A 23423-nucleotide genomic window follows, 5' to 3' on the forward strand; every position below is an offset into this window, starting at 1 on the left:
TCAGTTTGAACTGGACAGTTCAGACTGATGAATCTACAGTGGATGTGTGAGCGAGAAGGTTTCTGCGTCCGCGAGTCAGGCCGCCAGTGAGGTGCGGGTTGTGTTCGGGCGGGTCAAGCGGCGGTTGAAGGAGTTGGCCGAGACCGATGACCTGACACCGTCGCAGTCGTCGGTGCTGAGCCGGTTGGACAAGGACGGGCCGGCGTCGGCGAGTGCGTTGGCGGCGGCGGAGCGGATTCGGCCGCAATCGATCGCGGCGATCCTGGCGGCGCTGCGCGAGGCCGATCTGGTCCAGCGGCATCCCGATCCCGAGGACGGCCGGCGGCAGGTGGTGTCGCTGACCACGGCCGGGCGGCATCGCCTGCAGGGGGATCGCAAGGTCCGGCAGGAGTGGCTGGCGCGGACGTTGCAGGACCAGTGCACCGAGGACGAGCGGCAGACCATCATCAAGGCGCTCTCGCTGCTGGACCACGCGATCGAGGCGGCGACCGGGCGTTGACGGGGCACTTCGATCGGCGTCTGATCGCGCCGATGCTCGTCGGGTCGATCCTGAACCCGATCAACTCGTCGATGCTCGCGGTCGCGCTGATCCCGATCGGCGCCGCGTTCGGCGTACCGCCGTCGCAGACCGCATGGCTCGTCACCGGCCTGTACCTGGCCACCGCGGTCGGTCAGCCGGTGATGGGCCGGCTCGTCGACCTGTTCGGCCCGCGACCGCTCTACCTGGTCGCCACCTCGCTCGTCGGCGTGGCCGGTCTGCTCGGCGCACTGGCCCCCAACCTCGGCGTACTCGTCGGCTCGCGCGTCCTCCTCGGTCTCGGTACGTCGGCGGCGTACCCGGCGTCGATGTCGTTGATCCGCAGCGAGGCCGACCGGACCGGGATGGAGACGCCCGCCGTCATTCTCAGCAGCCTGTCGATCGCGAACCAGGTGATCGCGGTGATCGGGCCGACGCTCGGCGGACTCCTGATCGGGCTTGGCGGCTGGCATCTGATCTTCACGATCAACGTCCCGCTGTCGGTGATCTGCGTCGTTCTCGGCGCGCTCTGGCTGCCGCGTCGCGCACGGTCGCGCGGCGCCGGCGGACTGGACTACGCGGGCATCGCGTTGTTCACCGGCACCTTGGTCTCGACGATGTTCTTCCTGATGCAGCCACGGGTCTCCCGCTGGTACCTGCTCGTGCTCGCACTCCTGCTCGGTACGGCGTTCGTGATCGCGCAGTTGCGAGTGGTGGCGCCGTTCATCGACCTGCGCGTCCTGGGCGGCAACCGGCCGCTGATCTTGACCTACGCACGTCAGGTTCTCGCATTCGTCGGCGCGTACTCGTTCCTCTATGGATTCACTCAATGGCTGGAGGAGGCCCGCGGCCTGGGTGCGTCCGCCGCCGGCCTGCTCCTGCTGCCGTTGTCGCTCGCGGCGGTGGTGATCACCGCGCTGACCGGCCGGCGGGCGGTGATCCGCGGCAAACTCGTTGCCGGAGGCCTCTTTTTGCTGGCGGCCGCCGCGGCGCAGCTGTTCGTCGGTCCGAGTACGCCGATCTGGATCCTCGCGGTCGTCGGCGTGATCGCCGGCGTACCGCAGGGCCTCAACAATCTCGCCAACCAGACCGCCTTGTACCAGCAGGCCGATCCGGCCCGGATCGGCTCGTCCGCGGGACTGCTGCGGACCTGCGTGTACGTCGGCGCGCTCATCTCCGCCGCGGCGAACGCCCACTTCTTCCAGTACGGCGCAACGACGGCCGGACTGCACGACCTGGCGATCTTCCTGCTCGTCGTCGCCGGCCTGCTCCTGCTGGTCACCTTCCTCGATCTCCCCGAATAGAGAGGTTCATCCGTGCCTGTCACCACCCTCGACCCGAAGACCGCCCTCGTCGTCATCGATCTGCAGAACGGCGTCGCCGTACTGCCCGGTGCGCCGCATCCCACCGCGGACGTGATCGGCAGGACCGTCGAACTCGCCGACGCCTTCCGCAAGCACGACCTTCCGGTCGTCCTCGTCCGGGTCAGCTTCGCCGCCGACGGCGCCGACCGGCTCACCGGCCGGACCGAGCAGTCGCCGCGGTCGGGTGGCGGGACGCCGCCGCCGGGCGCCGATCAGATCGTCGATCAGCTGGCCGGTCACGCCGAGGACATCGTCGTGACGAAGCGCAACTGGGGCGCGTTCCACGGCACCGACCTCGACGTGCACCTGCGCCGGCGCGGCATCACGCAGATCGTGCTGACCGGCGTAGCCACCAGCATCGGCGTCGAGTCGACCGCGCGAGCGGCGTACGAACACGGCTACCACGTCACCCTCGCCACCGACGCCATGACCGACCTGAACCCCTCCGCCCACGAGAACTCCCTGCACTGGGTCTTCCCGCGGCTGGGGGAGACCGGCTCGACAGCGGAGATCCTCGCACTGCTCGGCTGAGTGGGAACAAATTTGCACATCGCGACGATTTCTTTCCCCGCTGGGGCAGCTCATGCTCCCCGGCGACTCGAGAGATTCCGGCACGCGGGGCCGGTCGGTGACGCTGACGTTCGACGAGTTCAAGTACGGCACGCATGCGGCGTACAAGCAGCACACCAGGAACACCGGCATCACCGAGTTCGTCGAGCTGCCCGGCCGCGGTCACTCGCTGGTGATCGACCACGGCTGGGAAGAGGTCGCGCTGACCGCACTCGAGTTCATCCGCAAGCACGACCCGACCAAGTGACAGTAGGCGGAAGGGCGGGAGGCCCGCGGAGCGGCGAGTTGCACCGCGGGCCTCCCTGTCCGTGATGGTCCGGGATCGAGTCAGTCCCAGCTGAGTCCGCTGGCCGACTGGTACTCGATGACCCGGGTTTCGAAGAAGTTCTTCTCCTTCTTCAGGTCCATCACCTCTGACATCCATCCGAAGGGGTTCCGCGTTTCACCGAAGATCGGATCGAGACCTATTTGTTCCGCTCTGCGGTCCGTGACGAAGTGCATGTACTGCTCGCAGAGGTCCGCGGTCAGGCCGAGCATGCCGTTCGGCATGGTGGCGCGGCCGTAGGCGACTTCCAATTCGCACGCCTCGGTCAGCATCTGCCGGACCTCGGCCTGGAACGCGGTCGTCCACAGATGTGGGTTCTCCTGTTTGATCTGGTTGATGCAGTCGATGCCGAAGTTCAGGTGGATCGACTCGTCGCGCAGGATGTACTGGTACTGCTCGGCGATCCCGACCATCTTGTTCCGTCGGCCGAGCGACAGGATCTGCGCGAACCCGGTGTAGAACCACATCCCCTCGAACACCACGTAGAACGCGATCAGATCGCGCAGGAACGCGGTGTCCGCTTCCGGCGTACCGGTGCGGAATTCCGGGTCCTCCAGGTGCTGCGTGTACTTCAGCGCCCACGCGTCCTTGTCGGAGATCGACGGCACCTCGCGGTACATGTTGAACAGTTCGCCCTCGTCGAGACCGAGCGACGTACAGATGTACTGGAAGGTGTGCGTGTGCACAGCCTCCTCGAACGCCTGGCGCAGCAGGTACTGCCGGCACTCGGGGTTGGTCAGCTGCCGGTAGACGGCGAGCACGATGTTGTTCGCGACCAGTGATTCCGCCGTGGCGAAGAACCCGAGGTTCCGCTTCAGCATCAGCCGCTCGTCGTCGGTCAGGCCGTCCTTTGACTTCCACAGCGAGATGTCGGCCTGCATCGAGACCTCGGTCGGCATCCAGTGGTTGTTGCATCCGGCAAGGTACTTCTCCCAGGCCCACGTGTACTTCAACGGGAGCAGCTGGTTGACGTCGGCGCGCGAGTTGATCATCGCCTTGTCGGCGACCTCGACGCGGGCCGCTCCGATCGAGATGGCGCTCACTGGCAGGCCTCGCAGTCCGGGTCGTCGATGGAGCAGACCGCTCCGCTGGCTTCGGGGACGGCGACGGGTACGGCGTTCAGCCGGCCGTCGGTGCCCTTCAAGGTGGACTTCTCCACATGGGTTGCCGACTGGGAACGCAGGTAATAAGTCGTCTTGAGGCCATAGCGCCAAGCCGACCGGTACAGCTCGTCGAGCGCCCGGCCGGACGGTTTCGCCATGTAGAGGTTCAGCGACTGCGCCTGGTCGATCCACTTCTGGCGCCGCGACGCCGCCTTCACCAGCCAGAGCGGGTCGATCTCGAACGCCGTCGCGTACAGCTCGCGCAGGTCCGCCGGGATCCGCTCGATCCCCGCGACCACGCCGTCGTGGTACTTCAGATCCGACACCATCACCTGGTCCCACAGCCCGCGCGCCTTCAGGTCGGCGACCAGGTACGGGTTGGCGACGGTGAACTCGCCGGACATGTTCGACTTCACGAACAGGTTGCTGTACGTCGGCTCGATCGACTGGCTCACGCCGCAGATGTTGGAGATCGTCGCGGTCGGGGCGATCGCCATCACGTTCGAGTTCCGCATCCCGTCCCGCAGGACCTTCGCACGCAGACCGTCCCAGTCGAGTCGCGCGTCGCGGTCGATGATCACGTCACCGTCGCGTGCCGTGTGCAGCAGGTCGAGCGAGTCGATCGGCAGGACCCCACGGCTCCACAGCGATCCGTCGTACGACGAGTAGCGGCCGCGCTCGGCGGCGAGCTCGCTGGACGCCTCGATCGCGTGGTAGCTGATCTGCTCCATCGAGCGGTCCGCGAACTCGACCGCTGCGTCGGACGCGTACGGGATCCGCAACGTGAACAACGCGTCCGCGAACCCCATCAGCCCGAGGCCGACCGGGCGGTGCCGCTGGTTGGCGCGCTCCGATTCCGGGGTGGTGTAGAAGTTCACGTCGATGACGTTGTCGAGCATCCGCACCGCGGTCTTCACGGTGTCCCGGAGCAGGTCGGCGTCGAACCCGTCCGCGGTCAGATGCGCGACCAGGTTGACCGATCCGAGGTTGCAGACCGCGGTCTCCTCGGTCGTCGTGTTCAGGGTGATCTCGGTGCACAGGTTCGACGAGTGGACGACACCGTCGTGCTGCTGCGGCGAACGCAGGTTGCAGGCGTCCTTGAAGGTGATCCACGGGTGCCCGGTCTCGAACAGCACCGTCAGCATCCGCCGCCACAGGTCAACCGCCTTGACCCGCTTGAACACCAGAATCTCCCCACGATCCGCAGCTGCCTCGTACGCCGAGTACGCCTCAGCGAACGCACCGCCGTACAACTCGTGCAGATCCGGCACCTCATCGGGAGAGAACAACGTCCACTCCCCACCGGCCTCCACCCGCTGCAGAAACAGATCCGGCACCCAGTTCGCCGTGTTCATGTCATGCGTACGCCGCCGCTCGTCCCCGGTGTTCTTCCGCAGATCGAGAAACTCCTCAACATCGATATGCCACGTCTCGAGATACGCACACACCGCGCCCTTACGACGGCCGCCTTGATTCACTGCGACGGCGGTGTCGTTGGCGACCTTCAGAAACGGGACGACGCCTTGGGATTCGCCGTTGGTGCCCTTGATGTGGGCGCCGATGCCGCGGACCGGGGTCCAGTCGTTGCCTAGGCCGCCGGAATACTTGGCGAGGAGGGCGTTGTTGCGGATGCCGGTGAAGATGCCGGACAGGTCGTCCTCGACGGTGGTCAGGAAGCACGACGACAGCTGCGGGCGGGTGGTGCCGGAGTTGAAGAGGGTCGGCGTCGACGACATGAAGCGGAACGAGCTGAGCAGTTCGTAGAACTCGATCGCCCGGGCCTCGCGGTCGTCCTCGCGCAGGGCCATGCCCATCGCGACCCGGAGGAAGAACGCCTGCGGCAACTCGTACCGCACTTTGCCGAGGTGCAGCAGGTACCGGTCGTAGAGCGTCTGCAGGCTGAGGAAGGTGAAGTTCAGATCGGCCTCCGGCTTGATCGCCGCGGCGAGCCGCTCGAGGTCGAAGCGGCCGAGCTCCGGGTCGAGCTGACCGGCCTCGATCCCGACCTGGATGTAGCGCGGGAAGTAGTCGACGTACGCCGTGGTCATGTCGGCCTGGCTGGCCTGCCGGGGCTCGCCGTGGACGCGGCCCAGCGCCTCGCGGCGGATCTGGTCCAGCAGCAGGCGGGACGCGGCGAAGCTGTACTGCGGCTCGGTCTCGACGTACGACCGCGCGGCCATCACCAGCGCGAGCTCGACCTCGTGCTGCGGGATGCCGTCGTAGCAGGCGCCGAGGGTCTCGTTCAGGATCAGCTCGGGGTCGACCGCGTCGAGTCCGGCGGCGGCCTCGGCGACGATCACGCGGAGCCGGTCGACGTCGAGCGGGGACCGGCTGCCGTCGGCCGCGCGGACCGTCAGCGCCGGCTTCTCGGCGACGCCGGCCGGGTCGGCAGGGGTGCGGGCCTTGGTCCGCTCCTCGCGGTACAGCACGTAGGCGCGGGCGACCTGGTGTTCGCCGGCGCGCATCAGCGCCAGCTCGACCTGGTCCTGGATGTCCTCGACCTGCACGCTGCGGCGAGTGTCGCCACGGCTGGTCAGGGCGGCTACGACCCGGCCGGTCAGGTCGGTCACCAGGTCACGGACCCGGTGGGTGGCGGCCGCGTCGGCGCCCTCGACGGCGAGGAACGCCTTGGTCACGGCGACGGAGATCTTGGTGGCGTCGAACGGCGTACTACTGCCGTCGCGACGGATGACGGTGAGCTCCGTACGAAGCTCTGTCGCCACTGATGATGAGGAAGCAATGGTCACAGGTGTGCGCTCCAGAAGAGTTCGGAGACCCGGGACCACACGAGGGGGCGCATGACGGGACCGGCGGCACCGGCCGGGAACACTGCCGTCACGCCCTGCGACCCACCCGCGAGGTCTCGGACCGCGTGCACCGGCGGTACACGCACCGGTGGCAGGTATCCGGACTCGCGGGCATGCGTCGACAGCACGTCCACTCACCGTTGCGGGGCAGCTCCGGAGTCGCACCGGATTCCCCTGTTGCCCCGGGACGCCCAACATCTTGTGGCGTTGCGCGCCCCGAACCACCAGCAGTAGTGATGCTAGGCGGATCCCTCTAGATCTTGTGGTAGCGCCACGCCGCGTGTCGCACATCTTGTGGTCCTCACGCCGCGACCGCGTAGAGGTCCTGGAGCGTCATGATCTCCGAGCCGTGGTGGATCAGCTCGCGATTCAGCCGCAGGACGACGTGGCCGAACGGCTCGGCGGCGTCCAGTTCGTTGGCCTGGCTGAGGCCGATCGTCATCGCCGCGTCCTCGTCCAGGCCGGCGATCGCGTCCTGCCAGGCCTCGACCCAGTAGGTCAGCCAGGCGACCGCGTCCCGGGCGTTCCCGTGCAGGGTGATCTCGGCACCCGCCTGCACGCTCGCGCCGAAGGTCCATTCCCAGCGCTCGAAGAAGGTCTCGGTGAGGTGGGCGATCAGCCAGGCGATCGTGCGTGGACCGCGATGGTCCGGCTCCTCGGGCCACTGCGCGACCCACTCACCGGACCCGAGTGACCGGTAGCGCCCGGCATGGTGCCGGCGCACCACACTGATGGCCTCACTGCTCGGTCGCCAGAAGTACTGCTCGTCGGTCAGCTGGGCGAGCCGCCCGGACAGCACCATCCAGCTGAAGCCGAGCTGGCCGCGGACCATCGCCATCGCCGACGGCCGGTGCAGGATGTCCCAGTCGAACGCCTCCGGCATCACAACTCCCCTGTACGATCGAACATGTGTTCGAATTCTTGCTCGATCGCAGTCAGAAAGTCAAACCCCCTAGTGTGTCGGTTCTGGCCTTGCCGGGACGGGTCTGCTAGGCGGCTCGATCCGGGTGTCCGCGGCCGGGCTCGCGAAGCGGCGCTCCAGCAACGTGAAGGCGTCGATCAGTTCGGGCGCTTCGTAGACGCGGTTCCGGCGCCCGTCGGTGACCTCGCGCAGGATGCCGGTCTCGACCAGTCGGGCCAGGCCCTGGTTGGCGGCCTGCTGGGAGCGGTCGATGAGCCGGGCCGCGGCCGCGAGCGTCAGGACCGGCGCGGCCGGCAGTGCCTCGATCAGCAACTCGGCCGCTGAGCCGGCGCGGACCGGTGCCGCGCGCTCCCGCCATTCGGCCTTCAATTCCGCGGCGTTCGTCTCGAAACGCGCCGCTTCGGCCGTCGCATGCGTGCAGGCGAGAGCGAACATCCGCAGCCACGGGTTCGCGGCCGCGCGGGCCTTGACGGTCGTCGCGCGTCCGACGTACCGGAAGGCGGTCAGTGCGTCGACGTACTCCGCGGCGTGGGTGGCGAGGGCGAGCGAGACCGGCGGCACGGTGCGTGTGATCAGGCCGTCGGCGCGCAGGATCAGGTGGATCAGCGCCCGCCCGGTCCGGCCGTTGCCGTCGGCGAACGGGTGGATCGTCTCGAACTGTGCGTGCGCGATCGCGGTCTTCGCCAGCACGGGCAGCGGCGACTCACGGACGAACGTCATCAGGTCCGCGAGCAGTTCGGGGAGCAGTTGCGCCGGCGGCGGCACGTAGTACGCCTCGGCGGGGGAGCGGCCGCCGATCCAGTTCTGCAGGTAGCGGATCTCGCCGCCGTACTCCGGGTGCGGCGACTGCGCCATCAACCGGCGATGCGCCTCGAGCAGATGGTCGACCTCGAGTTTGTCCCCGGCCTGGACGGACTCGGTCACCCAGGTCATCGCGTCGACCGCGCCGAGGACCTCCTCGGCGGTCACGTCGCTGATGCGATCCCGCAGTACGTCGGCCTTCAGCAATCTGTGCGCGCCGACGACGAGCCCTTCGATATGCGACGAACCGACCGCTTCGGCACGCAGCAGGAGCCGTGCCAGCGCCTCGCTGTTCGTCAGTACGGCGGCCGTCGCGTCCAGGCGGGCAAGATCCCCGGCGGCGTCCTCGAGCAGCGCGAGTACGTCGTCGGACAGGTCGAACTCGCGCCCGACCAGCGGGTCGGGGAAGTGCAGCTCGTACGACCCGCCCAGGCGCTCCGCCCGGGTGAACCCGTCGGGGTGCCCGGGCCAGCGGTGCAACTCGACCCTCGCCATACCCCTTATTCAAGCTTATCCACAAACCTTGAACAAGGGTGTGGACAAGTTGTGGACCCAGTGGCGGGCAGACTGCTGAGTGTGACTCTGGATGCGCAGACGCGACGGATGGTGGCCGCCAACCAGGCCGACTGGAACGCCCGGGCGCCGCTGCACGCGGCGAGCGACTTCTACGACCGGCCCGCCGAGTTCTGGTTCGCCGACTACGAGTGGGAGGATCTCGGTCCGCTCGACGGTCGCGACGTACTGCATCTGCAGTGTCATCTGGGGACTGAGACGATCGAGTTCGCGCGGCGGGGTGCGCGGACCAGCGGACTCGACCTCTCCGAGAAGTCGCTGGAGGCCGCGAGGCGGATCGCGGCGGAGGCAGGCGTCGAGGTCGACTACCTGCACGCCAACGTGTACGACGCCCTAGACGCGGTCGGCGGACGGCGGTTCGACGTCGTCTACACCGGCAAGGGCGCACTCTGCTACCTGCCCGAACTGAAACAGTGGGCAGAGGTCGTCGGAGACCTGCTCAAACCCGGCGGCGTCCTCTACATCGTCGAGTTCCACCCGTTGCTCAACGCGCTCCGTGAGGTCTCCCTGCCCGGCGAGTCCGAGGACCTCGTGCTCCGCGCCGACTACCTCGAAGGCCGCGGGCCGATCGCCCACGACTCCACCGTCACCTACACCGGCGACGAGGTCCCCGGCCGCCAGACCAGCTACGAATGGCGCCACGGCCTCGGCGAAATCACCACCACCCTCGCCGACGCCGGCTTCCAACTCACCAGCCTCCGCGAGTCCGAAGTACTCCCATGGCCCCGCTGGCCCTCCATGCAGCAAACCTCGGACGGCTGGTGGCGTCTCCCGGACGCCGCCCCCCGCATCCCACTCCTCTTCGCCCTCAAGGCCACAAGACCATGAGCCTGTTGCTGACGGGCTGACTCAACCTTTCGGGGCTGGGATCGTCAGTCAGGTATGGGGCTGATCGTGGGAGACACGATGACGGGCAGCGGCGCAGCGTTCGAGACGTTGTTTCGAACCGAGGCCGGCCGGCTGGTGCGGCTGGCCCATCTGCTCGGTGCCGAGGACCCTGAGGACGTTGTCCAGGAAGCGTTCTGCCGGCTGTACGACGTACGCCGGCACCGCGAGGTCGGCAATCCGGCCGCCTACCTGAACCGGATCGTGGTCAACGAGGTCCGGACGCGGCGCCGGCGGAAGATCCTCAGCGACCGGAAGGTCCTCTATCTCGTCACCGCGGCACCTGCCGACGAACAGGTTGTTCTGAGCGAATCGATCCGCGGGCTGCTGCGGGCGCTCGATCACCTCGCGCCGCGGCAGCGGGAGGCGCTGGTACTGCGGTACTGGCTCGATCTGCCGCTGGCGGAGATCGCCGACGCGATGCAGGTCCGCGTCGGCACCGTCAAGTCACTGGTCAGCCGCGGCCTCGCCAGGCTCGCGACCGAACTCGAGGACCACCGATGAACGAAACCGAACGCCGCCTGAGCCGGGAGCTCGACCGCGCCGCCGCGGCCCGGACCGTCGACCTCGACGAGCTGTGGGAGCAGGTCCAGGCGCGTACCGCTCGCAACCGCCGCCGATCGCTCGTGCCGTACCTGGCCGCCGCCGCGGTCGGGGTCGTGGTCGTCGTGACCGCGACGCTTCTCGCCAGAGGCACTGAAGGGCCCGGCCCGGTGACGACACCTGACGTGACCCCGCAGCAGAAGACGACGCCCGGACCGCGCCCGGCTGTCATCGGCGGCTGGGGCTGCCAGAACCAGCGGACGATCGAGCCCGGCACCAACTCCGTGACGGGCAAGCCGGTCCGCGCCGTCCTCGATCCGTCGACCGCGCCTCCGGAGGCCGTCGCGTACGGCGTTCCGCAGTACCAGTTCACGTTCAACGCGACATCCGGCACGCTCGACTACGCGGACGCCTCCGGGCACCGGATCGCGCGCACCGAGCTGACCCGGACCGACACCGGCTGGCTCGTCGGCACCCGTACCGTGTGTTCCGGCCCCGCGGGCCGTCTCTCGCCGAACCCGGTCGAGCTGGGCAAGTACACGGAGTCGCCGCTGCCGCTGGACCCGACGTCGGCGCAGGTCCAGGCGAATCCGCCGATCGGCGAGCCGATCCTGGTCGACGACCGCACCTACTACGACGCCGCCGGGATGCTCCGGCACCGCAGCCTGTATGCGTTCGTGACCAAGGACGGATACGAGTTCGCGGGCATGCCGGGCGATACGTCGTACTCGACCGGCGGCCAGAAGGAGGACACGATCGGCGGCGCCAACCTCTCGCCGGCGGTCGGCACGGACGACACCTACATCTTCGGCGTGCACGACAACCTGGGGATGGTGCTCAGCTACCTCACCGGGAAGTCGACGGTGGAAGGCCTCAGCTCACGCGACGCCGACACCAACACGGCCGGCACCTCCCAGCGGTTCACGTTCCCGGGCGGCCGCACCCTCTACACCGTCGTCCCCGCACCTGCCCGCGACGGCCGAACCTACGTCACCGTCCACCGCTCGACCGGCGACGACCCGCCCCGCCGCTTCTAGCGCTTGCGCGGGCCGCGAATAGCGACGTACAGCAGCGCGACGCCGAACGCGGCGACGATCGGGCCGACGGTTGCCCAGAGTGTGCTGCCCGTCATTGAGCTGCCCTTGAGGTAGCCGAGGCCTTGCAGCGTCCAGACGCCGCCGATCGCGATGAGCAGCGCAGCGAAGGCGATGGCGACGATCTTTCCCATGCGGGGAGGTTAGCGGAGTTCGGCGGAGCGGCGGCGGGTGCGGAAGGCGGCGACGCTCTCGCGATGGGCGCAGGTGTCGCTGCAGTAGCTCTTGCTGCTGTTCCTCGATCGGTCGACGAACGCTCTCCGGCAGGCGGCCGATGCGCAGATGCCGAGGCGGCGAGCGTTGCCGTCGCACACGAACAGCACCAGACCCATCAGCGCGGTGACGGCGAGCCAGTGGATCAGGCCCTCGTCGGCGGCTTCGAAGTGCAGGTGAGGTTCGCCGTGCTCGGTGCTGATCCGAGGGAGTGCCCGGTAGGCGCGCAAATGCTCGTTGAGCACCGTCGCCGCGGAGACGGGGTCCTGCGCGCCGGTGTCGAACACGGCACGTAAGTGCGTTCGCAGGTCGCGTGCTGCTGTCGCGTCGGCGTCTGTTGCGGTCCAGTTCGTCATCGCGTCGCGGTACAGGGCGGTGACGGCCGCCAGATCGATTCCCGCGGGCAGGGCCGGGTTGCCCTCCAGTTCGGTCAGATCCGCGTGCTGGGCGAGGAAGTCGGTCAGTCCTGCGGCGTCGGTGAGGTCGTCCGCGCCCGTCGGTTCGGATCGGGTGTTGACCAGGTCGACCGCCAGTTCCAGCCCGAGCGTGTTGTAGTACCCAAAATGCATTTGACCTGTCACCAGCCCCTGACTAGCGTGTTACATGTAAAAGGAAGATCGCCTGTAACCCTATCTCGTGAGTCAGGACCGCACCATGACCACCTTCGAGGCAGCCACTCCGCTCGGCGCCGTCCGCGGGACCGAGGCCGGTGGGCTCTTGCACTTCACCGGAATTCCGTACGCACAACCACCGGTGGGGGCGCTGCGGTTCGCAGCCCCTGAGCCGGCCGTGCCCTGGTCGGGCGTGCTCGATGCGACCGGCGGGCCGGTGGTTGCTCCACAGGGGCCGTCGCGGCTGGTCGGCGCGGTCGGGGAGTTCAGCGCCGACCAGAGCGAGGACTGTCTGCAGGTGTCGGTGACGACGCCGGCCGTCGACGGCGCTCGTCGTCCGGTCATGGTGTGGCTGCACGGAGGAGGTTTCTCCAGTGGGGGCGGAGCGCTGGACTGGTACGACGGCAGCACCCTCGCCCGAGAAGGCGGTGTGGTGGTGGTCGGCGTCAACTATCGGCTCGGACCGCTGGGCTACCTGCGGGTCGACGGAGTCGGCGACGGCAACGCAGGGCTGCTGGACATGGTCGAGGCACTGCGCTGGGTACGCGACAACATCGAGGCCTTCGGCGGCGACCCGGACAACGTGACGGTGTTCGGACAGTCCGCTGGTGGTCTGTGCACGCTGCTGATGCTCACGATGCCTGGGGCGCGAGAGTTGTTCCATCGCGCGATTCTTCAGAGCCCGCCTGCCGGGGTCCTGCCGCTGACCAGTCGCGAGGCAGAGCGCAATGCGGCGTTGCTGCACGACGCACTGGGGTATCCGGCGTTGGACTCCGCTGCACTGCGGCAGCGGCTGTCCGGGGAATCGACGGGACGGCTGCTGACCGCCGCGAGGCTGGTCGCCCGCGAGAGCGCTGTGCTCGGTGGCGTCGCGCCGCCGTACCTGCCGGTCGCAGACGGGTTCGAGTCCACGGACGTGCTGCTGTCGGCGGCTGCCCGCGGTGCTGCAGAGGCCGGCATCCCGCTGATCGTCGGTACGACCCGTGACGAGGCGTGGGCCATGGTTTACGGCCAGGCGGCCGCGGAGGCCACCCGGGAGCAGGTCCAGCAGTTCGTCGACAGCGACCCGACTGGACGGACGCCACGCGACGCGCTCAGCGCGGCTGAAGTGCTGGTGGACGTGATGACCGACCGCTGGTTCACCGTTCCTGCTCACTCGTTTGCCCACGCGGTTGCCGCCGCGGGATGCAAGGTGTGGGTCTACCGGCTGGACTGGGCGCCGGCAGGTTCACCGCTAGGCGCCTGCCACTGCCTGGAGTTGCCGCTGGTCTTCGGTACCGCTGACGCCTGGGCCGCCGCGCCCATGCTGGCCGGCGCCGATCCGGCCGAGCAGGAGGCGCTGTCCGCGCGGATTCGCGGCAACTGGCTGAGCTTCGCCGCCACCGGTGAGCCTGCCGGCGACCTGCCGTGGCCCAGCTACGACGACGGTCGCTCCACGATGATCTTCGATACCCGGTCCGGCGTCGTCCGCGACCCCGTCGGCCTCGACCTGTGACCCGTTGCCGATGACAACCAATTTGACGAAAGGCAGGTAAGACCATGACCGCGGACGCCAACGTCCTGCACCACGTCGGGCTGATCGGCCGCGACCTGGACGCCGTGATCGGGCAGTACGAGGACCTCGGGTTCTCGTTCACACCGCTGACGGTGCCGCAGATCAAGCTGCGGCCCGACGGCGAGCCGGAGTTGATCGGCGCCGGGAACCGGACCGCCGTCTTCACCCACAACTACCTGGAAGTACTGGCGATCGTCGACCCGTCGCGCTGGGCCGAGGTCACGCCGGAGCAGAAGGGCCCGTACAACCTGGACCGGCCGCTGTCGCGCTACGAGGGACTGCACGTCATGCACTTCGGTACCGACGACATCGAGTCCGTGCACGAGCGGCTGGTCGCCGAGGGCGTGCCCACGCGAGGAGTCCACCCGTACCAGCGGATGGTCGACACGGACGAAGGCCCGAAGCCCATGCGGGCCCTGGCGATGGGCTTCCCGCCCGAGGCCAACCCTGAGGCCCTCGTGCAGATGGCACAGCACCTCACCCCGGAGCGGATCTTCCAGGAGCGCTACCAGCACCACGCCAACGGCGCCGTCGACGTCGTCGAGATCACCGTCTGTGGCGACGACCCACAGCGGTACGCGGCGCTGTACGCGAAGTACACCGGCCATGACTGCACGCGCGCCGGCGACGTGTGGACGGTCGACCTGGGATTGTCGCGGGTGCGGGTGGTGTCGCCGGACGCGCTGCCGGCCCTCGTCCCCGGAGCCAAACTGCCCGCCGTTCCGTCCCTGGTGAATTTCACTGTCGCCGTGACGAGCCTGGACACGACCCGTGATCTGCTGGCTGACCGCGACGTTCCGTTCGACGTGGCCGGCGACATCGTTGTGGTGCCTGCCAGCCACGGGGCCGGCTCCGCAGTGTCGTTCACCGCGGCTTGAGGAGTTCGTCGCAGAGGGTTGTGAGTTGGTGGCGGAGGGGGCGGGCGCGGTCGGCGAAGGTGCGTTGGGCGGTGGTGTATTCGGCTTTGCCGTCGGGGGTTTCGATGCGGACGGGGGAGTAGCCGAGGGCGGCCAGGTCGTACGGCGAGGCGCGCATGTCGAGGGTGCGGATGTCGCGGGCGAGCTCGAAGCACTCCAGGAGCAGGGAGCTGGGGGTGAAGGGCATCAGCTTGGTCGCCCACTTGTAGAGGTCCATGTTCGCGTGCAGACAGCCGCCTTGCTCCAGGACGGGTTGCGTTTCGCGGGTCGGTTGCAGGACGTTGCGTGGGCGCGCGGGGGTGGTGAAGAAGCGGAAGGCGTCGAAGTGCGAGCAGGCGATCTTGTGCGACTCCACCACCTGATCGGTGCCTTCAGCACCTAATCGCAGCGGCCAGGAGTCGTGGCGTACGTCGGGAGTTTGGTAGACCATCGCCCATTCGTGCAGCCCGAAGCAGCCGAACTGGGGTTGCCGATCGAGCGTGGCGGACAGCAGCCGGCGGATCCAGGTGATGCTGTCGGAGCGCCGGGTGATCTCGGCGGGATCGAGCGATGCGGTCCCGTCGACGACCTGGTAGCCACGGCGGCCGTCGTACGACGCGGCGTCCAGCAACCGCACGCCCGGCCCGGGATGCCAGACGCGGAGCTGGTTCGGGCGGGTCGGGTAATAGGTGAAGAGGAAGTCCTCGACCGGATGTGGTTCCCGGCGGCGGCGCCGGTCCAGGTGATCGGCCAGCAGTACGTCGACGCGTGCGGCGTGATCGGCGGCGTACGAGGACCACTCGGTGGCAGTCAGCGTCTTCATAGGTCCAGGGCGTACGCGTACAGGTCGACGCCTGGGATGGGGGACCAGTCGCGCTCCGGGAGGCGGGTGAACCCAAGGCGCTCGTAGATCCGGTGGGCGGCGGTCATGTACGTGGCGCTGCTCAGCACGATCCGCCGCTGCCCGAGCTCACGGGTCCGCGCGATGCAGCGCTCGGTCAGCAAGGTCCCGACCCCCAGACCCCGCGCGCGACCGGCCACACCGAGCATCCGGAACTCGCCCTCGTCGTCGAGCCCGATCTCCCGATAGACCGACCCGACGGGACAGTAGGTGACAGTGCCCAGCAGGCCGGACGAGTCCACCGCGACCCACAGCTCCGCCTTCGCGGCGCGGTCCGCGGCTGCACGGAGCGTCATCGCGTACTCACCACGAACGAAGCCGTCGTGCGAGTACGCCTCCACGGTCAGCTCGCCCACAGCGTCGTACTCCGCAGGAAGGGCAACCCGGATCTCAACAGTCACCGCATAACTGTCTCATCTCATGCTTCTGTAGGCTCGGCCCGTGCGTATCGCCAGATTCTCCGTGGACGACGAACCGAAGTACGGCGTCGTCGAGACCGACGACCCCGAAGGGCTCGTCGGTACTGTCAACGTTCTCGACTCGGACCCGCTCTACCGGTCGGCGCAGTTCACCGGGGAGAAGCTGCAGCTCGCGGACGTCCGGCTGCTGGCGCCGGTGATCCCGCGCAGCAAGGTGGTCTGCGTCGGCCGCAACTACGCGGCACATGCCGCGGAGCTCGGCAACGACGTACCGCAGCAGCCGATGATCTTCCTGAAGCCGAACACCAGCGTGATCGGCCCGCGGGACGGCATCGTCTACCCGGAGCAGACCAACGACCTGCACTTCGAGGGCGAGCTCGCGATCGTGATCGGCCGGATCTGCCGGGACCTGCCCAAGGAGCGGGTCAACGAGGTGATCTTCGGCTACACGGTCGCGAACGACGTGACCGCGCGCGACCTGCAGAAGAGCGACGGGCAGTGGGCCCGGGCCAAGGGGTACGACACGTTCTGCCCGCTCGGCCCGTGGATCAGCACCGAGTTCGACGCGTCCGACGTCCGGGTCAGCACCGAGCTGAACGGCGAGCCCAAGCAGGACGGGCGCACCTCCCAGTTCATCTTCGACATCCCCGAGGTGCTGGCCTACATCACCTCCTTCACCACGCTGCTGCCCGGTGACGTGGTGCTGACCGGCACCCCGGCCGGAGTCGGCCCGATGCTGCCCGGTGACGAGGTCTCGGTCAGCGTCGAGGGCCTCGGAACCCTGACGAACAAGGTGATCGTGCGTGACTGACCCCGTGCTGGGCGATCTCGAGCCGCATGAGGTGCGCGTCCGGTTCCCACCGTCACCGACGGGTCTGCTGACCGTCGGCAACATCCGCAGCGCGCTGTTCAACTGGGCCTTCGCCCGGCACTTCGGCGGCAAGCTGGTGCTCCGCATCGAGGACACCGACACGGCGCGGAACACCGCCGAGGGCTACCGCTACACGTACGACGCTCTGCGCTGGCTCGGTCTGACCTGGGACGAGGGCCCCGAGGCCGGCGGTGACTTCGGTCCGTACCTGCAGTCCGAGCGGATGGACCTCTACGCCGACGTGGTCGCGAAGCTCATGGCCGCGGGCAGGGCGTACCACTGCTACTGCTCGCAGGAGGAGCTCGACCAGCGTCGCGAGGCGGCCCGCACGGCCGGCCAGCACAGCGGGTACGACGGCCACTGCCGCAACCTCACGCCCGAGCGGGTCCAGGCGTACGTCGACGAAGGCCGGCGCCCGGTGGTGCGGCTGCGGATGCCGGACCACCCGATCGTGTTCGACGACCTGGTCCGCGGCGAGATCACGTTTCTGCCGGAGAACCTCGGCGACTACGTCCTGGTCCGCGCGAACGGCTACCCGCTCTACCCGCTGGTGAACCCGGTCGACGACGCGCTGATGGAGATCACCCACGTGCTCCGCGGCGAGGACCTGCTGCCGTCGACGCCGCGCCAGATCGCCCTGTACGAGGCGCTCGCGGACATCGGCGTCGGCAGCGGCCGGACGCCGCGCTTCGGGCACCTGCCGTTCGTGATGGGCGAGGGCAACAAGCGGCTGTCCAAGCGGGACAAGGGATCCGGGCTGACGGAGTACGTCGACCGCGGGTTCCTGCCCGAGGGCCTGCTGAACTACCTGGCGCTGCTCGGCTGGTCGATCGCCGAGGACCGTGACGTGTTCACGATGGCGGAGATGGTCGAGGCGTTCGACATCCGCAAGGTGAACTCGAACGCGGCCCGCTTCGACCCGAAGAAGTGCGAGGCGATCAACGCCGCGCACATGCGGCTGCTGCCGCAGGACGAGTTCGCGCAGCGGATGATCCCGTTCCTGACCACGGCCGGGGTGCTTGCGGAGCCGCCGTCCGCGGAGGACCTCGCGGTACTGCGGGCCGCCGTACCGCTCGTGCAGGAGCGGATGGACACGCTGTCGGAGTCCGAGGAGATGCTCGGGTTCCTGTTCGTCTCCGAGGACCGGTTCACGGTCGACCCGGACGCCGCCGCGAAGGTGCTGACCGGGGACGCGACCGCCGTCCTGGACGCCGCCGCCAAGGCGCTCGCCGACGTCGAGTGGACCACCGAGGCGATCGAGGCGGCGCTGCGGGCGTCGCTGATCGACGGGCTCGGGCTGAAACCGAAGAACGCGTTCGGGCCGGTCCGGGTGGCGATCTCCGGTCGCCGGATCTCGCCGCCGCTGTTCGAGTCCCTGGAACTGCTCGGGCGGGAGAAGTCCCTGCACCGGCTCGACCGCGCCCGCCGTACGACGTGATGAGCAAGCAGACGACGCCGTACCAGCGGCTGCTCGACAACGACGCCACGCCGCGCGCGTTCGTCGTCCTGGGCTCGTTCACGATCCTGGTCGGCTGGATGATCGCCGGCGTCGTGATCCAGGGGGTGCAACTCGCGATCCACAAGGACGCCGAGGGCACGCTGTCCTGGTTCGGCCTCCTGGGCGTCAACCTGACCCTGATCACCTTGATCCCGCTGTCGGTGCTGGTCGCGCGCGGGCTGAACAAGCAGACCCCGGGCCTGCTGTCGTCGGTCGTCGGCCGGCTGCGGTGGCGTCCGCTGGCGTGGTTCGCGCTGATCTCGGTCGTGCTCGAACTGATCGCGTTCGCGATCATCCAGATCGGGGACGTCCCGCTCGCCACGGGCGAACGCCACGGCGGCGGCATGGCGCCGGACGCGATCGCGATCATCGCGGTCACGCTGCTGACCTCGCCGATCCAGGCCGCGGGGGAGGAGTACTTCTTCCGCGGGTACCTGCTGCAGGCCGTCGGGTCGTTCGTGCGGACGTCGCTGGTGGCCGTGGTCGTCACCGGCGTGCTGTTCACCGCCGCGCACGGGATCTGGCCGTGGCAGAGCCCGGCGCTGTTCGTCGACCGGCTCGCGTTCGGCCTGATCGCCGGCCTGCTCGTCGTCCGGACCGGCGGACTGGAGGCCGGGATCGCGTCGCACGCTGCCAACAACGTGGTCACCTTCGTGTTCGCGGCGATGACCGACACGGTCGGGGCGAGCCTCGGCGTGAAGGACGCGCCCTGGCCGCTGGTGACGATCGATGTGGTGAAGTTCGCGGCATTCGGCGCGATCGCGTGGTGGCTGTCCGGCCGGATGAAGCTGGCCGCGACGTCCGAGCTGCCGTTGACCGCGGTGCCGGTCAGTGGCCCGGGACGGGTGTGACGGGAGTGACAACCCGCCGCGAGGGGGCCCGTTTTGCTGTCCGGTCCCTGCCTCGGGTAAGCTCTCCGAGCCGGGTTGATGAGGGCGGAAACAAACTCTCGACCCAGTGAAATGCCTTTGGGGTATGGGGTAATTGGCAGCCCGTCTGATTCTGGTTCAGTTAGTCTAGGTTCGAGTCCTAGTACCCCAGCGGATTGGACCGCACCGGTGAAAATCGGTAGAGTTCAACCTCGTTGCCCGGCCCGTCAGGACCGGATGACACACCTCTGGCCCCGTTGTGTAGCGGCCTAGCACGCCGCCCTCTCAAGGCGGTAGCGCGGGTTCGAATCCCGTCGGGGCTACCAGAGTCGAGCGCCTCCCATCATTCGGTGGGAGGCGTTTTCGTTGTGCTCAGCCTCAGCGTGAAGCGGGCGCCGCCGGGAGCTTCACCGGCGGTCGGCGTGCTGTCGTGGCCGTGAGCAATTTCGGCTCTTCTGTCCGATGTGTGGGTGGTGATCAGCCAGTTCCGCGGCCGTGCGACAGGTAGTCGTGGGTCGGCACCTGGTATTACCTGCCCCCAGCCACCAGCGCCTGTCCCGACGCCCCGCATCCGTCGCCCGCTCCGTCGCCCGGCCGTCGCCGCGGTGGTCGGCCGCTACCCGTCGTGCAGTCCCCAGTCCGGAACCAAACCAACAGGTTGCCGAGGGCGGGAGACAGGAACTGGGTACCGCGGACAAGAGCCGGATAACCCCAGCTGTCATGACGGGGGTGGTGGCTCTGGGGCGGCGGGTGGGAGGTCGCCGGATCGGCCCTACCCACCAACACATGCATCACAAGAGCCGTTACTACGGTCGTCGTCGACCTGCAGTACGACGTACCCGGCCTGCTCCTCGATCCGCACGGTGACCGCTGTCCGTACATGCCGCATCGCGTTGTCGATCAAGTTGCGGACCAGCCGATCCAGTTGCCGGGCGTCACCGTCCACGATCGCGGACTCGACCGAGTTGACCCGAGCTCCGGACCGGTCGGCCTGCTTCTGCTTGGAATCACCCCGAGAATCAGGTGCTGGACACCTCGAGGTCTAAGCGCTTAGAGTCTAACCGCTTAGACCTCTCCTGCTCGTGGAAAGGGGAACGCTGTGCGGCGTAACCTCTTCGCTCTTCCGGCCGTGGCGGTTGCCGCGGCCCTGCTGCTGGCCGGCTGTGGTGGCTCGTCCGGGTCCGGCGGCCAGGCAACGACCGACCCTGGTCCTGAGACCGGGACGATCACGTTCACGGGGACCGACAACGCCGAGACGTACCAGCCGGTGATCAAGGCCTTCGAGGCGAAGAACCCGGGGATCAAGGTGACCTACACCCAGATCCCGTTCGACCAGTTCAACGCGACCATGCAGCAGCGGCTGAGCGCGAAGGACACCGGGATCGACGTCTACACGGTCGACGAACCGCGGGTCTCGCAGCTCGCCGCGAAGGGGTTCCTCACCGACCTCAGCGACCTCGACGCCAAGGTGAAGACGTCGTTCAGCGCGACGGCGTACAAGACCAATCATTTCCGCGACAAGCTCTGGTCGTTGCCGATGTGGAACTCGACGCAGTTCCTCTTCTACAACAAGACCGCGCTCGCGAAGGCCAAGGTGACGCCGCCGACCGCGGACCCGGAGCAGCGCTGGACCTGGGAGCAGGTCGAGGCCGCCGGCCGGAAGGCGATGCAGTCGGGCGGGACGAAGTACGGCCTGTTCCTGGAGCAGCCCGAGGCGTACTACCAGCTGCAGCCGCTGGCCGAATCGCTCGGCGGCGGATCCGGGATCGAAGGCGACGACGCCCTCACGCCGGCGGTCGAGACCGACGGCTGGAAGAAGGCGATGCAGTGGTACGGCGCGACGTTCGCGAGCGGACTGTCGCCGCGGGGCATCGGCGGGTTCCAGACCGGCCCGGTGTTCGCGGCCGGTGACGTCGCGTTCTTCGTCGGCGGGCCGTGGGACCTGAAGATCTTCGGCAGTTCGAAGATCGACTGGGGAGTCGCCCCGATGCCGTACTTCCAGGGCGGCAAGCCGGTCACGCCGACCGGTTCGTGGTCGCTGGGCGTCAACCCGGCGTCGAAGCAGCAGGGGATGGCGCGCAAGTTCGTCGAGTTCGCGACGCTGGACCCGGCCGGCAACCTGGCCACCACGAAGACGACGACGATCATCCCGGCGAACCTCGAGGCGCAGAAGCAGTACACCCCGCAGATGGACACCTTCTCCGGTGCGAAGACGGCCGGGGCGGCCGCGATCACGACGTACGAGAGTGAGCACACGGCGGTGTCGCGGCCGGTGAGTGTCGGGTACATCCAGTTCGAGGAAGTGATGGGGAAGGCGTTCGCGGACATCCGCAACGGGACGAACTCGGACGCGCGGTTGCAGGAGGCAACTCGCCAGCTCACCGACGCCTGGAAGTCCATTAAGTGAAGCAGAGGCAAGGGCTGATCGCTCTCGCGTTCCTGGCGCCCGCGCTGGTGTGTCTCGCCGTACTGCGGATCGTCCCGGCAATCTCGGCCGTGGTCGAGAGCTTCTACACCGAGAGCCTGCTGCGCGGCGGGCGGGTGTTCGCGGGCCTCGGCAACTACACGGATCTGCTGTCGAACAAGGACTTCCGGCAGTCGGTCGGTGTGACGCTGCTCTTCACCGTGCTGGTGAACCCGATCCAGGTCGCGGTCTCGTTCCTGCTCGCGGTCCTCTTCACCCAGCGGGCCGCGGGCGCGCGGCTCTGGCGCACGCTCGTGATCCTGCCGATAGCCACCCCGCCTGCGGTGTCGGCAGTGATCTGGAGCGTCATCTACCGGCCCGACGGCTTGGCGAACGGCGTACTGGAACGGCTGGGTCTGCCGGCGCAGCCGTTCCTCACCTCGCCGGGTCAGGTGCTGCCGTCGCTGATCGTCCTGCTGTCCTGGATCGGCGTCGGGTACTGGATGCTGTTCCTGATCGCGGGGATTCAGGAGGTCCCGGAAGAGGTCCGCGAGGCCGCGCTGCTCGACGGCGCGGGTCCGTGGCGGCGGATGATCTCCGTCGTCCTTCCGCTGGTACGGCGCCCGCTCGCGTTCGTCCTGGTCGCCGACACGGTGTCGAACCTGCTCGTGTTCGCGCCGGTGCAGATCCTCACCAAGGGCGGGCCGAACGGCAACAGCAATCTGCTGATGTACGACGTCTACAGCCGCGCGTACGCGATCGGCGACATCCACGTCGCGCAGGCCGAGGTCGTCATCCTGGTCGCGCTGACGCTGGCGATCGTGGCCGCGCAGTTCCGGCTGCTGCGAGGTGACCAGTGAAGCGGGTGAGCCTCTCGGTGCTCGGCGGCGCCGTCGGCATTCTGTTCTTCCTGCCGTTGCTCTGGGTCGTCACGAACTCGCTGCGCCCCGGCTCGGAGACCTTCGCCAACCTCAGTCCGCTGTCCTGGCAGACATTCCTCGAGCTGCGTCCCACCCTCACCAACTACTCCGCGCTGCTGGACAGCCCGATCGGTCGCGCGACACTCAACTCGATCCTGGTCAGCGCGGCCACCGTCGTCATCGGCCTCGCGGTCTGCGCGACCGCGGCCTTCGGGCTGGCGGCGTTCCAGTTCCGCGGGCGCGGGCTCGTGTTCGGCATCGTCGTACTGAGCTTCCTGGTGCCGTTCGACGCGATCGCGATCCCGCTGTCGACGATGTTCCGGGACTGGCAGCTGACCAACACGTTCGCGGGTCTGGTGCTGCCGGGGATCGGCAACGGGATGGCGATCTTCCTGCTGCGGCAGTTCTTCCTCGGTATCCCGGCCGAACTGGTCGAGGCCGGGCGGCTCGACGGGCTCGGCTGGTTCGGGGTGTTCCGCTGGATCTACCTGCCGCTGTCGAAACCCGCGCTGATCGGCGCCGGCCTGATGCTGTTCCTCTTCCAGTGGCAGGCCTACGTCTGGCCGCTGCTGATCGGCACCGACGCCGAGCACATCCTCGGCCCGGTCGCGCTGTCCAACCTGCAAGGCCAGAACTTCACCGACTACGGTCTCGTGTTCGCGGGCGCCGTGGTCCTCACCGTCATTCCGCTGGTCGTCATCGCCGGCTTCCAGCGGTACTTCGTCCAGTCCGTGTCGAGTACCGGGCTCAAGTAAGGAGAAC

General features: G+C 68.2%; 24 protein-coding genes, 2 tRNA genes and 1 riboswitch. Of the genes, 17 read left to right on the forward strand and 9 right to left on the reverse strand.

The genetic code is table 11. From position 1 onward, the window contains the following. Window positions 1–46 precede the first annotated feature (46 nt). The 4 genes from E0H92_RS30035 to E0H92_RS30050 all read left to right on the forward strand — a co-directional run bounded on the left by E0H92_RS30035 (window position 47) and on the right by E0H92_RS30050 (window position 2698). On the forward strand, window positions 47–499 hold the full coding sequence (locus E0H92_RS30035; RefSeq protein ID WP_131463803.1) for a MarR family winged helix-turn-helix transcriptional regulator: 453 nt from the start codon (window positions 47–49) through the stop codon (window positions 497–499). Further along, window positions 496–1821 carry an MFS transporter gene (locus tag E0H92_RS30040; protein WP_202873906.1) on the forward strand — a complete coding sequence of 442 codons (1326 nt, stop codon included), beginning with the start codon at window positions 496–498 and terminating at the stop codon, window positions 1819–1821. Before E0H92_RS30035 ends, E0H92_RS30040 begins: the two co-directional genes overlap by 4 nt. Before the next feature lie 12 nt (window positions 1822–1833). Next, window positions 1834–2412, forward strand: coding sequence for an isochorismatase family protein (locus E0H92_RS30045; protein ID WP_131498635.1), 579 nt, complete (start codon window positions 1834–1836; stop codon window positions 2410–2412). Between the two features lie 97 nt (window positions 2413–2509). Further along, window positions 2510–2698 (forward strand): hypothetical protein, encoded by a 189-nt coding sequence (locus E0H92_RS30050; protein ID WP_131498636.1) that lies wholly within the window; start codon window positions 2510–2512, stop codon window positions 2696–2698. 80 nt (window positions 2699–2778) lie between these two features. Here the strand turns inward: E0H92_RS30050 and E0H92_RS30055 are convergent, their stop codons facing one another. The 4 genes from E0H92_RS30055 to E0H92_RS30070 all read right to left on the reverse strand — a co-directional run bounded on the left by E0H92_RS30055 (window position 2779) and on the right by E0H92_RS30070 (window position 8904). Then, window positions 2779–3819 (reverse strand): ribonucleotide-diphosphate reductase subunit beta, encoded by a 1041-nt coding sequence (locus E0H92_RS30055; protein WP_238152893.1) that lies wholly within the window; start codon window positions 3817–3819, stop codon window positions 2779–2781. After that, window positions 3816–6602, reverse strand: a complete 2787-nt coding sequence (locus E0H92_RS30060) for a ribonucleoside-diphosphate reductase subunit alpha (protein WP_238173663.1) — start codon at window positions 6600–6602, stop codon at window positions 3816–3818. The genes E0H92_RS30055 and E0H92_RS30060 overlap by 4 nt, the downstream gene beginning before the upstream one ends. Before the next feature lie 157 nt (window positions 6603–6759). After that, window positions 6760–6927, reverse strand: a riboswitch (cobalamin riboswitch). A gap of 60 nt (window positions 6928–6987) precedes the next feature. Then, entirely contained in the window at window positions 6988–7569 is a 582-nt protein-coding gene (locus E0H92_RS30065; RefSeq protein ID WP_131498638.1) for a DinB family protein, read from the reverse strand. A 69-nt stretch (window positions 7570–7638) separates the two neighbouring features. Then, entirely contained in the window at window positions 7639–8904 is a 1266-nt protein-coding gene (locus E0H92_RS30070) for a Fic family protein (RefSeq protein ID WP_131498639.1), read from the reverse strand. An 81-nt stretch (window positions 8905–8985) separates the two neighbouring features. Here E0H92_RS30070 and E0H92_RS30075 point away from each other — a divergent pair, with 81 nt between their 5' ends. From E0H92_RS30075 to E0H92_RS30085, 3 genes are all read left to right on the forward strand, one after another. Then, the gene (locus E0H92_RS30075; RefSeq protein WP_131498640.1) at window positions 8986–9810 is read left to right on the forward strand and encodes a class I SAM-dependent methyltransferase; all 825 of its coding nucleotides are present in this window, start codon (window positions 8986–8988) and stop codon (window positions 9808–9810) included. Between the two features lie 78 nt (window positions 9811–9888). Beyond that, entirely contained in the window at window positions 9889–10371 is a 483-nt protein-coding gene (locus E0H92_RS30080; RefSeq protein WP_165550105.1) for an RNA polymerase sigma factor, read from the forward strand. Then, window positions 10368–11447, forward strand: coding sequence for a hypothetical protein (locus tag E0H92_RS30085; protein ID WP_131463816.1), 1080 nt, complete (start codon window positions 10368–10370; stop codon window positions 11445–11447). The genes E0H92_RS30080 and E0H92_RS30085 overlap by 4 nt, the downstream gene beginning before the upstream one ends. Here E0H92_RS30085 and E0H92_RS30090 read toward each other — a convergent pair. Further along, window positions 11444–11638 carry a hypothetical protein gene (locus tag E0H92_RS30090; RefSeq protein WP_131463818.1) on the reverse strand — a complete coding sequence of 65 codons (195 nt, stop codon included), beginning with the start codon at window positions 11636–11638 and terminating at the stop codon, window positions 11444–11446. The two genes, E0H92_RS30085 and E0H92_RS30090, sit on opposite strands and share 4 nt — an antisense overlap. A 9-nt stretch (window positions 11639–11647) precedes the next feature. Beyond that, entirely contained in the window at window positions 11648–12286 is a 639-nt protein-coding gene (locus tag E0H92_RS30095) for a CGNR zinc finger domain-containing protein (protein WP_131463820.1), read from the reverse strand. 85 nt (window positions 12287–12371) lie between these two features. On the opposite strand from E0H92_RS30095, the gene E0H92_RS30100 reads away from it, so the two are divergent. After that, a complete protein-coding gene (locus E0H92_RS30100) occupies window positions 12372–13823 on the forward strand; it encodes a carboxylesterase/lipase family protein (protein WP_131463822.1) in 1452 nt (483 codons plus the stop codon). A gap of 44 nt (window positions 13824–13867) precedes the next feature. Further along, on the forward strand, window positions 13868–14761 hold the full coding sequence (locus E0H92_RS30105; RefSeq protein WP_131463824.1) for a VOC family protein: 894 nt from the start codon (window positions 13868–13870) through the stop codon (window positions 14759–14761). On the opposite strand, the gene E0H92_RS30110 is transcribed toward E0H92_RS30105, so the two are convergent. Both E0H92_RS30110 and E0H92_RS30115 read right to left on the reverse strand, forming a co-directional pair. Beyond that, on the reverse strand, window positions 14748–15602 hold the full coding sequence (locus E0H92_RS30110; RefSeq protein ID WP_131498643.1) for a 3-methyladenine DNA glycosylase: 855 nt from the start codon (window positions 15600–15602) through the stop codon (window positions 14748–14750). The genes E0H92_RS30105 and E0H92_RS30110 overlap by 14 nt on opposite strands. Beyond that, window positions 15599–16081 carry a GNAT family N-acetyltransferase gene (locus E0H92_RS30115; RefSeq protein WP_131498644.1) on the reverse strand — a complete coding sequence of 161 codons (483 nt, stop codon included), beginning with the start codon at window positions 16079–16081 and terminating at the stop codon, window positions 15599–15601. The genes E0H92_RS30110 and E0H92_RS30115 overlap by 4 nt, the downstream gene beginning before the upstream one ends. 40 nt (window positions 16082–16121) lie before the next feature. Between E0H92_RS30115 and E0H92_RS30120 the strand changes: the two genes are divergently transcribed. From E0H92_RS30120 to E0H92_RS30140, 5 genes are all read left to right on the forward strand, one after another. Then, on the forward strand, window positions 16122–16910 hold the full coding sequence (locus E0H92_RS30120; RefSeq protein WP_131291714.1) for a fumarylacetoacetate hydrolase family protein: 789 nt from the start codon (window positions 16122–16124) through the stop codon (window positions 16908–16910). Beyond that, window positions 16903–18408, forward strand: a complete 1506-nt coding sequence (gene gltX / locus E0H92_RS30125; protein ID WP_238173664.1) for a glutamate--tRNA ligase — start codon at window positions 16903–16905, stop codon at window positions 18406–18408. Before E0H92_RS30120 ends, gltX begins: the two co-directional genes overlap by 8 nt. Then, window positions 18408–19319 (forward strand): CPBP family intramembrane glutamic endopeptidase, encoded by a 912-nt coding sequence (locus tag E0H92_RS30130; protein ID WP_131463832.1) that lies wholly within the window; start codon window positions 18408–18410, stop codon window positions 19317–19319. The genes gltX and E0H92_RS30130 overlap by 1 nt, the downstream gene beginning before the upstream one ends. Window positions 19320–19437: 118 nt before the next feature. Then, a tRNA-Gln gene (locus E0H92_RS30135) sits at window positions 19438–19509 on the forward strand. A 78-nt stretch (window positions 19510–19587) separates the two neighbouring features. Continuing rightward, window positions 19588–19663: transfer RNA gene (locus E0H92_RS30140), tRNA-Glu, on the forward strand. Window positions 19664–20109: 446 nt separating this feature from the next. Here the strand turns inward: E0H92_RS30140 and E0H92_RS44370 are convergent. Continuing rightward, window positions 20110–20283 (reverse strand): ATP-binding protein, encoded by a 174-nt coding sequence (locus tag E0H92_RS44370; RefSeq protein WP_165550106.1) that lies wholly within the window; start codon window positions 20281–20283, stop codon window positions 20110–20112. Window positions 20284–20436: 153 nt separating this feature from the next. Here E0H92_RS44370 and E0H92_RS30145 point away from each other — a divergent pair, with 153 nt between their 5' ends. Genes E0H92_RS30145 through E0H92_RS30155 form a run of 3 tightly spaced genes read left to right on the forward strand, consistent with a single transcriptional unit; the run spans window position 20437 to window position 23416 of the window. Next, on the forward strand, window positions 20437–21744 hold the full coding sequence (locus E0H92_RS30145) for a sugar ABC transporter substrate-binding protein (protein ID WP_131498645.1): 1308 nt from the start codon (window positions 20437–20439) through the stop codon (window positions 21742–21744). After that, on the forward strand, window positions 21741–22601 hold the full coding sequence (locus E0H92_RS30150; protein WP_131498646.1) for a carbohydrate ABC transporter permease: 861 nt from the start codon (window positions 21741–21743) through the stop codon (window positions 22599–22601). The genes E0H92_RS30145 and E0H92_RS30150 overlap by 4 nt, the downstream gene beginning before the upstream one ends. Next, entirely contained in the window at window positions 22598–23416 is an 819-nt protein-coding gene (locus E0H92_RS30155) for a carbohydrate ABC transporter permease (RefSeq protein WP_131463839.1), read from the forward strand. The genes E0H92_RS30150 and E0H92_RS30155 overlap by 4 nt, the downstream gene beginning before the upstream one ends. Window positions 23417–23423: the final 7 nt, after the last annotated feature.

The sequence above is a fragment of the Kribbella speibonae genome (assembly GCF_004331375.1).
Lineage (GTDB): Bacteria > Actinomycetota > Actinomycetes > Propionibacteriales > Kribbellaceae > Kribbella > Kribbella sindirgiensis.

What these genes read in the sequence shown, in the direction of transcription:
- E0H92_RS30080 (WP_165550105.1), top strand. Translation starts at nt 9,889, where the DNA reads ATGACGGGCAGCGGCGCAGCGTTCGAGACGTTGTTTCGAACCGAGGCC.
- E0H92_RS30100 (WP_131463822.1), top strand. Translation starts at nt 12,372, where the DNA reads ATGACCACCTTCGAGGCAGCCACTCCGCTCGGCGCCGTCCGCGGGACC.
- E0H92_RS30105 (WP_131463824.1), top strand. Translation starts at nt 13,868, where the DNA reads ATGACCGCGGACGCCAACGTCCTGCACCACGTCGGGCTGATCGGCCGC.
- E0H92_RS30110 (WP_131498643.1), bottom strand. Translation starts at nt 15,602, where the DNA reads ATGAAGACGCTGACTGCCACCGAGTGGTCCTCGTACGCCGCCGATCAC.
- E0H92_RS30070 (WP_131498639.1), bottom strand. Translation starts at nt 8,904, where the DNA reads ATGGCGAGGGTCGAGTTGCACCGCTGGCCCGGGCACCCCGACGGGTTC.
- E0H92_RS30095 (WP_131463820.1), bottom strand. Translation starts at nt 12,286, where the DNA reads ATGCATTTTGGGTACTACAACACGCTCGGGCTGGAACTGGCGGTCGAC.
- E0H92_RS30085 (WP_131463816.1), top strand. Translation starts at nt 10,368, where the DNA reads ATGAACGAAACCGAACGCCGCCTGAGCCGGGAGCTCGACCGCGCCGCC.
- E0H92_RS30090 (WP_131463818.1), bottom strand. Translation starts at nt 11,638, where the DNA reads ATGGGAAAGATCGTCGCCATCGCCTTCGCTGCGCTGCTCATCGCGATC.
- E0H92_RS30065 (WP_131498638.1), bottom strand. Translation starts at nt 7,569, where the DNA reads ATGCCGGAGGCGTTCGACTGGGACATCCTGCACCGGCCGTCGGCGATG.
- E0H92_RS30130 (WP_131463832.1), top strand. Translation starts at nt 18,408, where the DNA reads ATGAGCAAGCAGACGACGCCGTACCAGCGGCTGCTCGACAACGACGCC.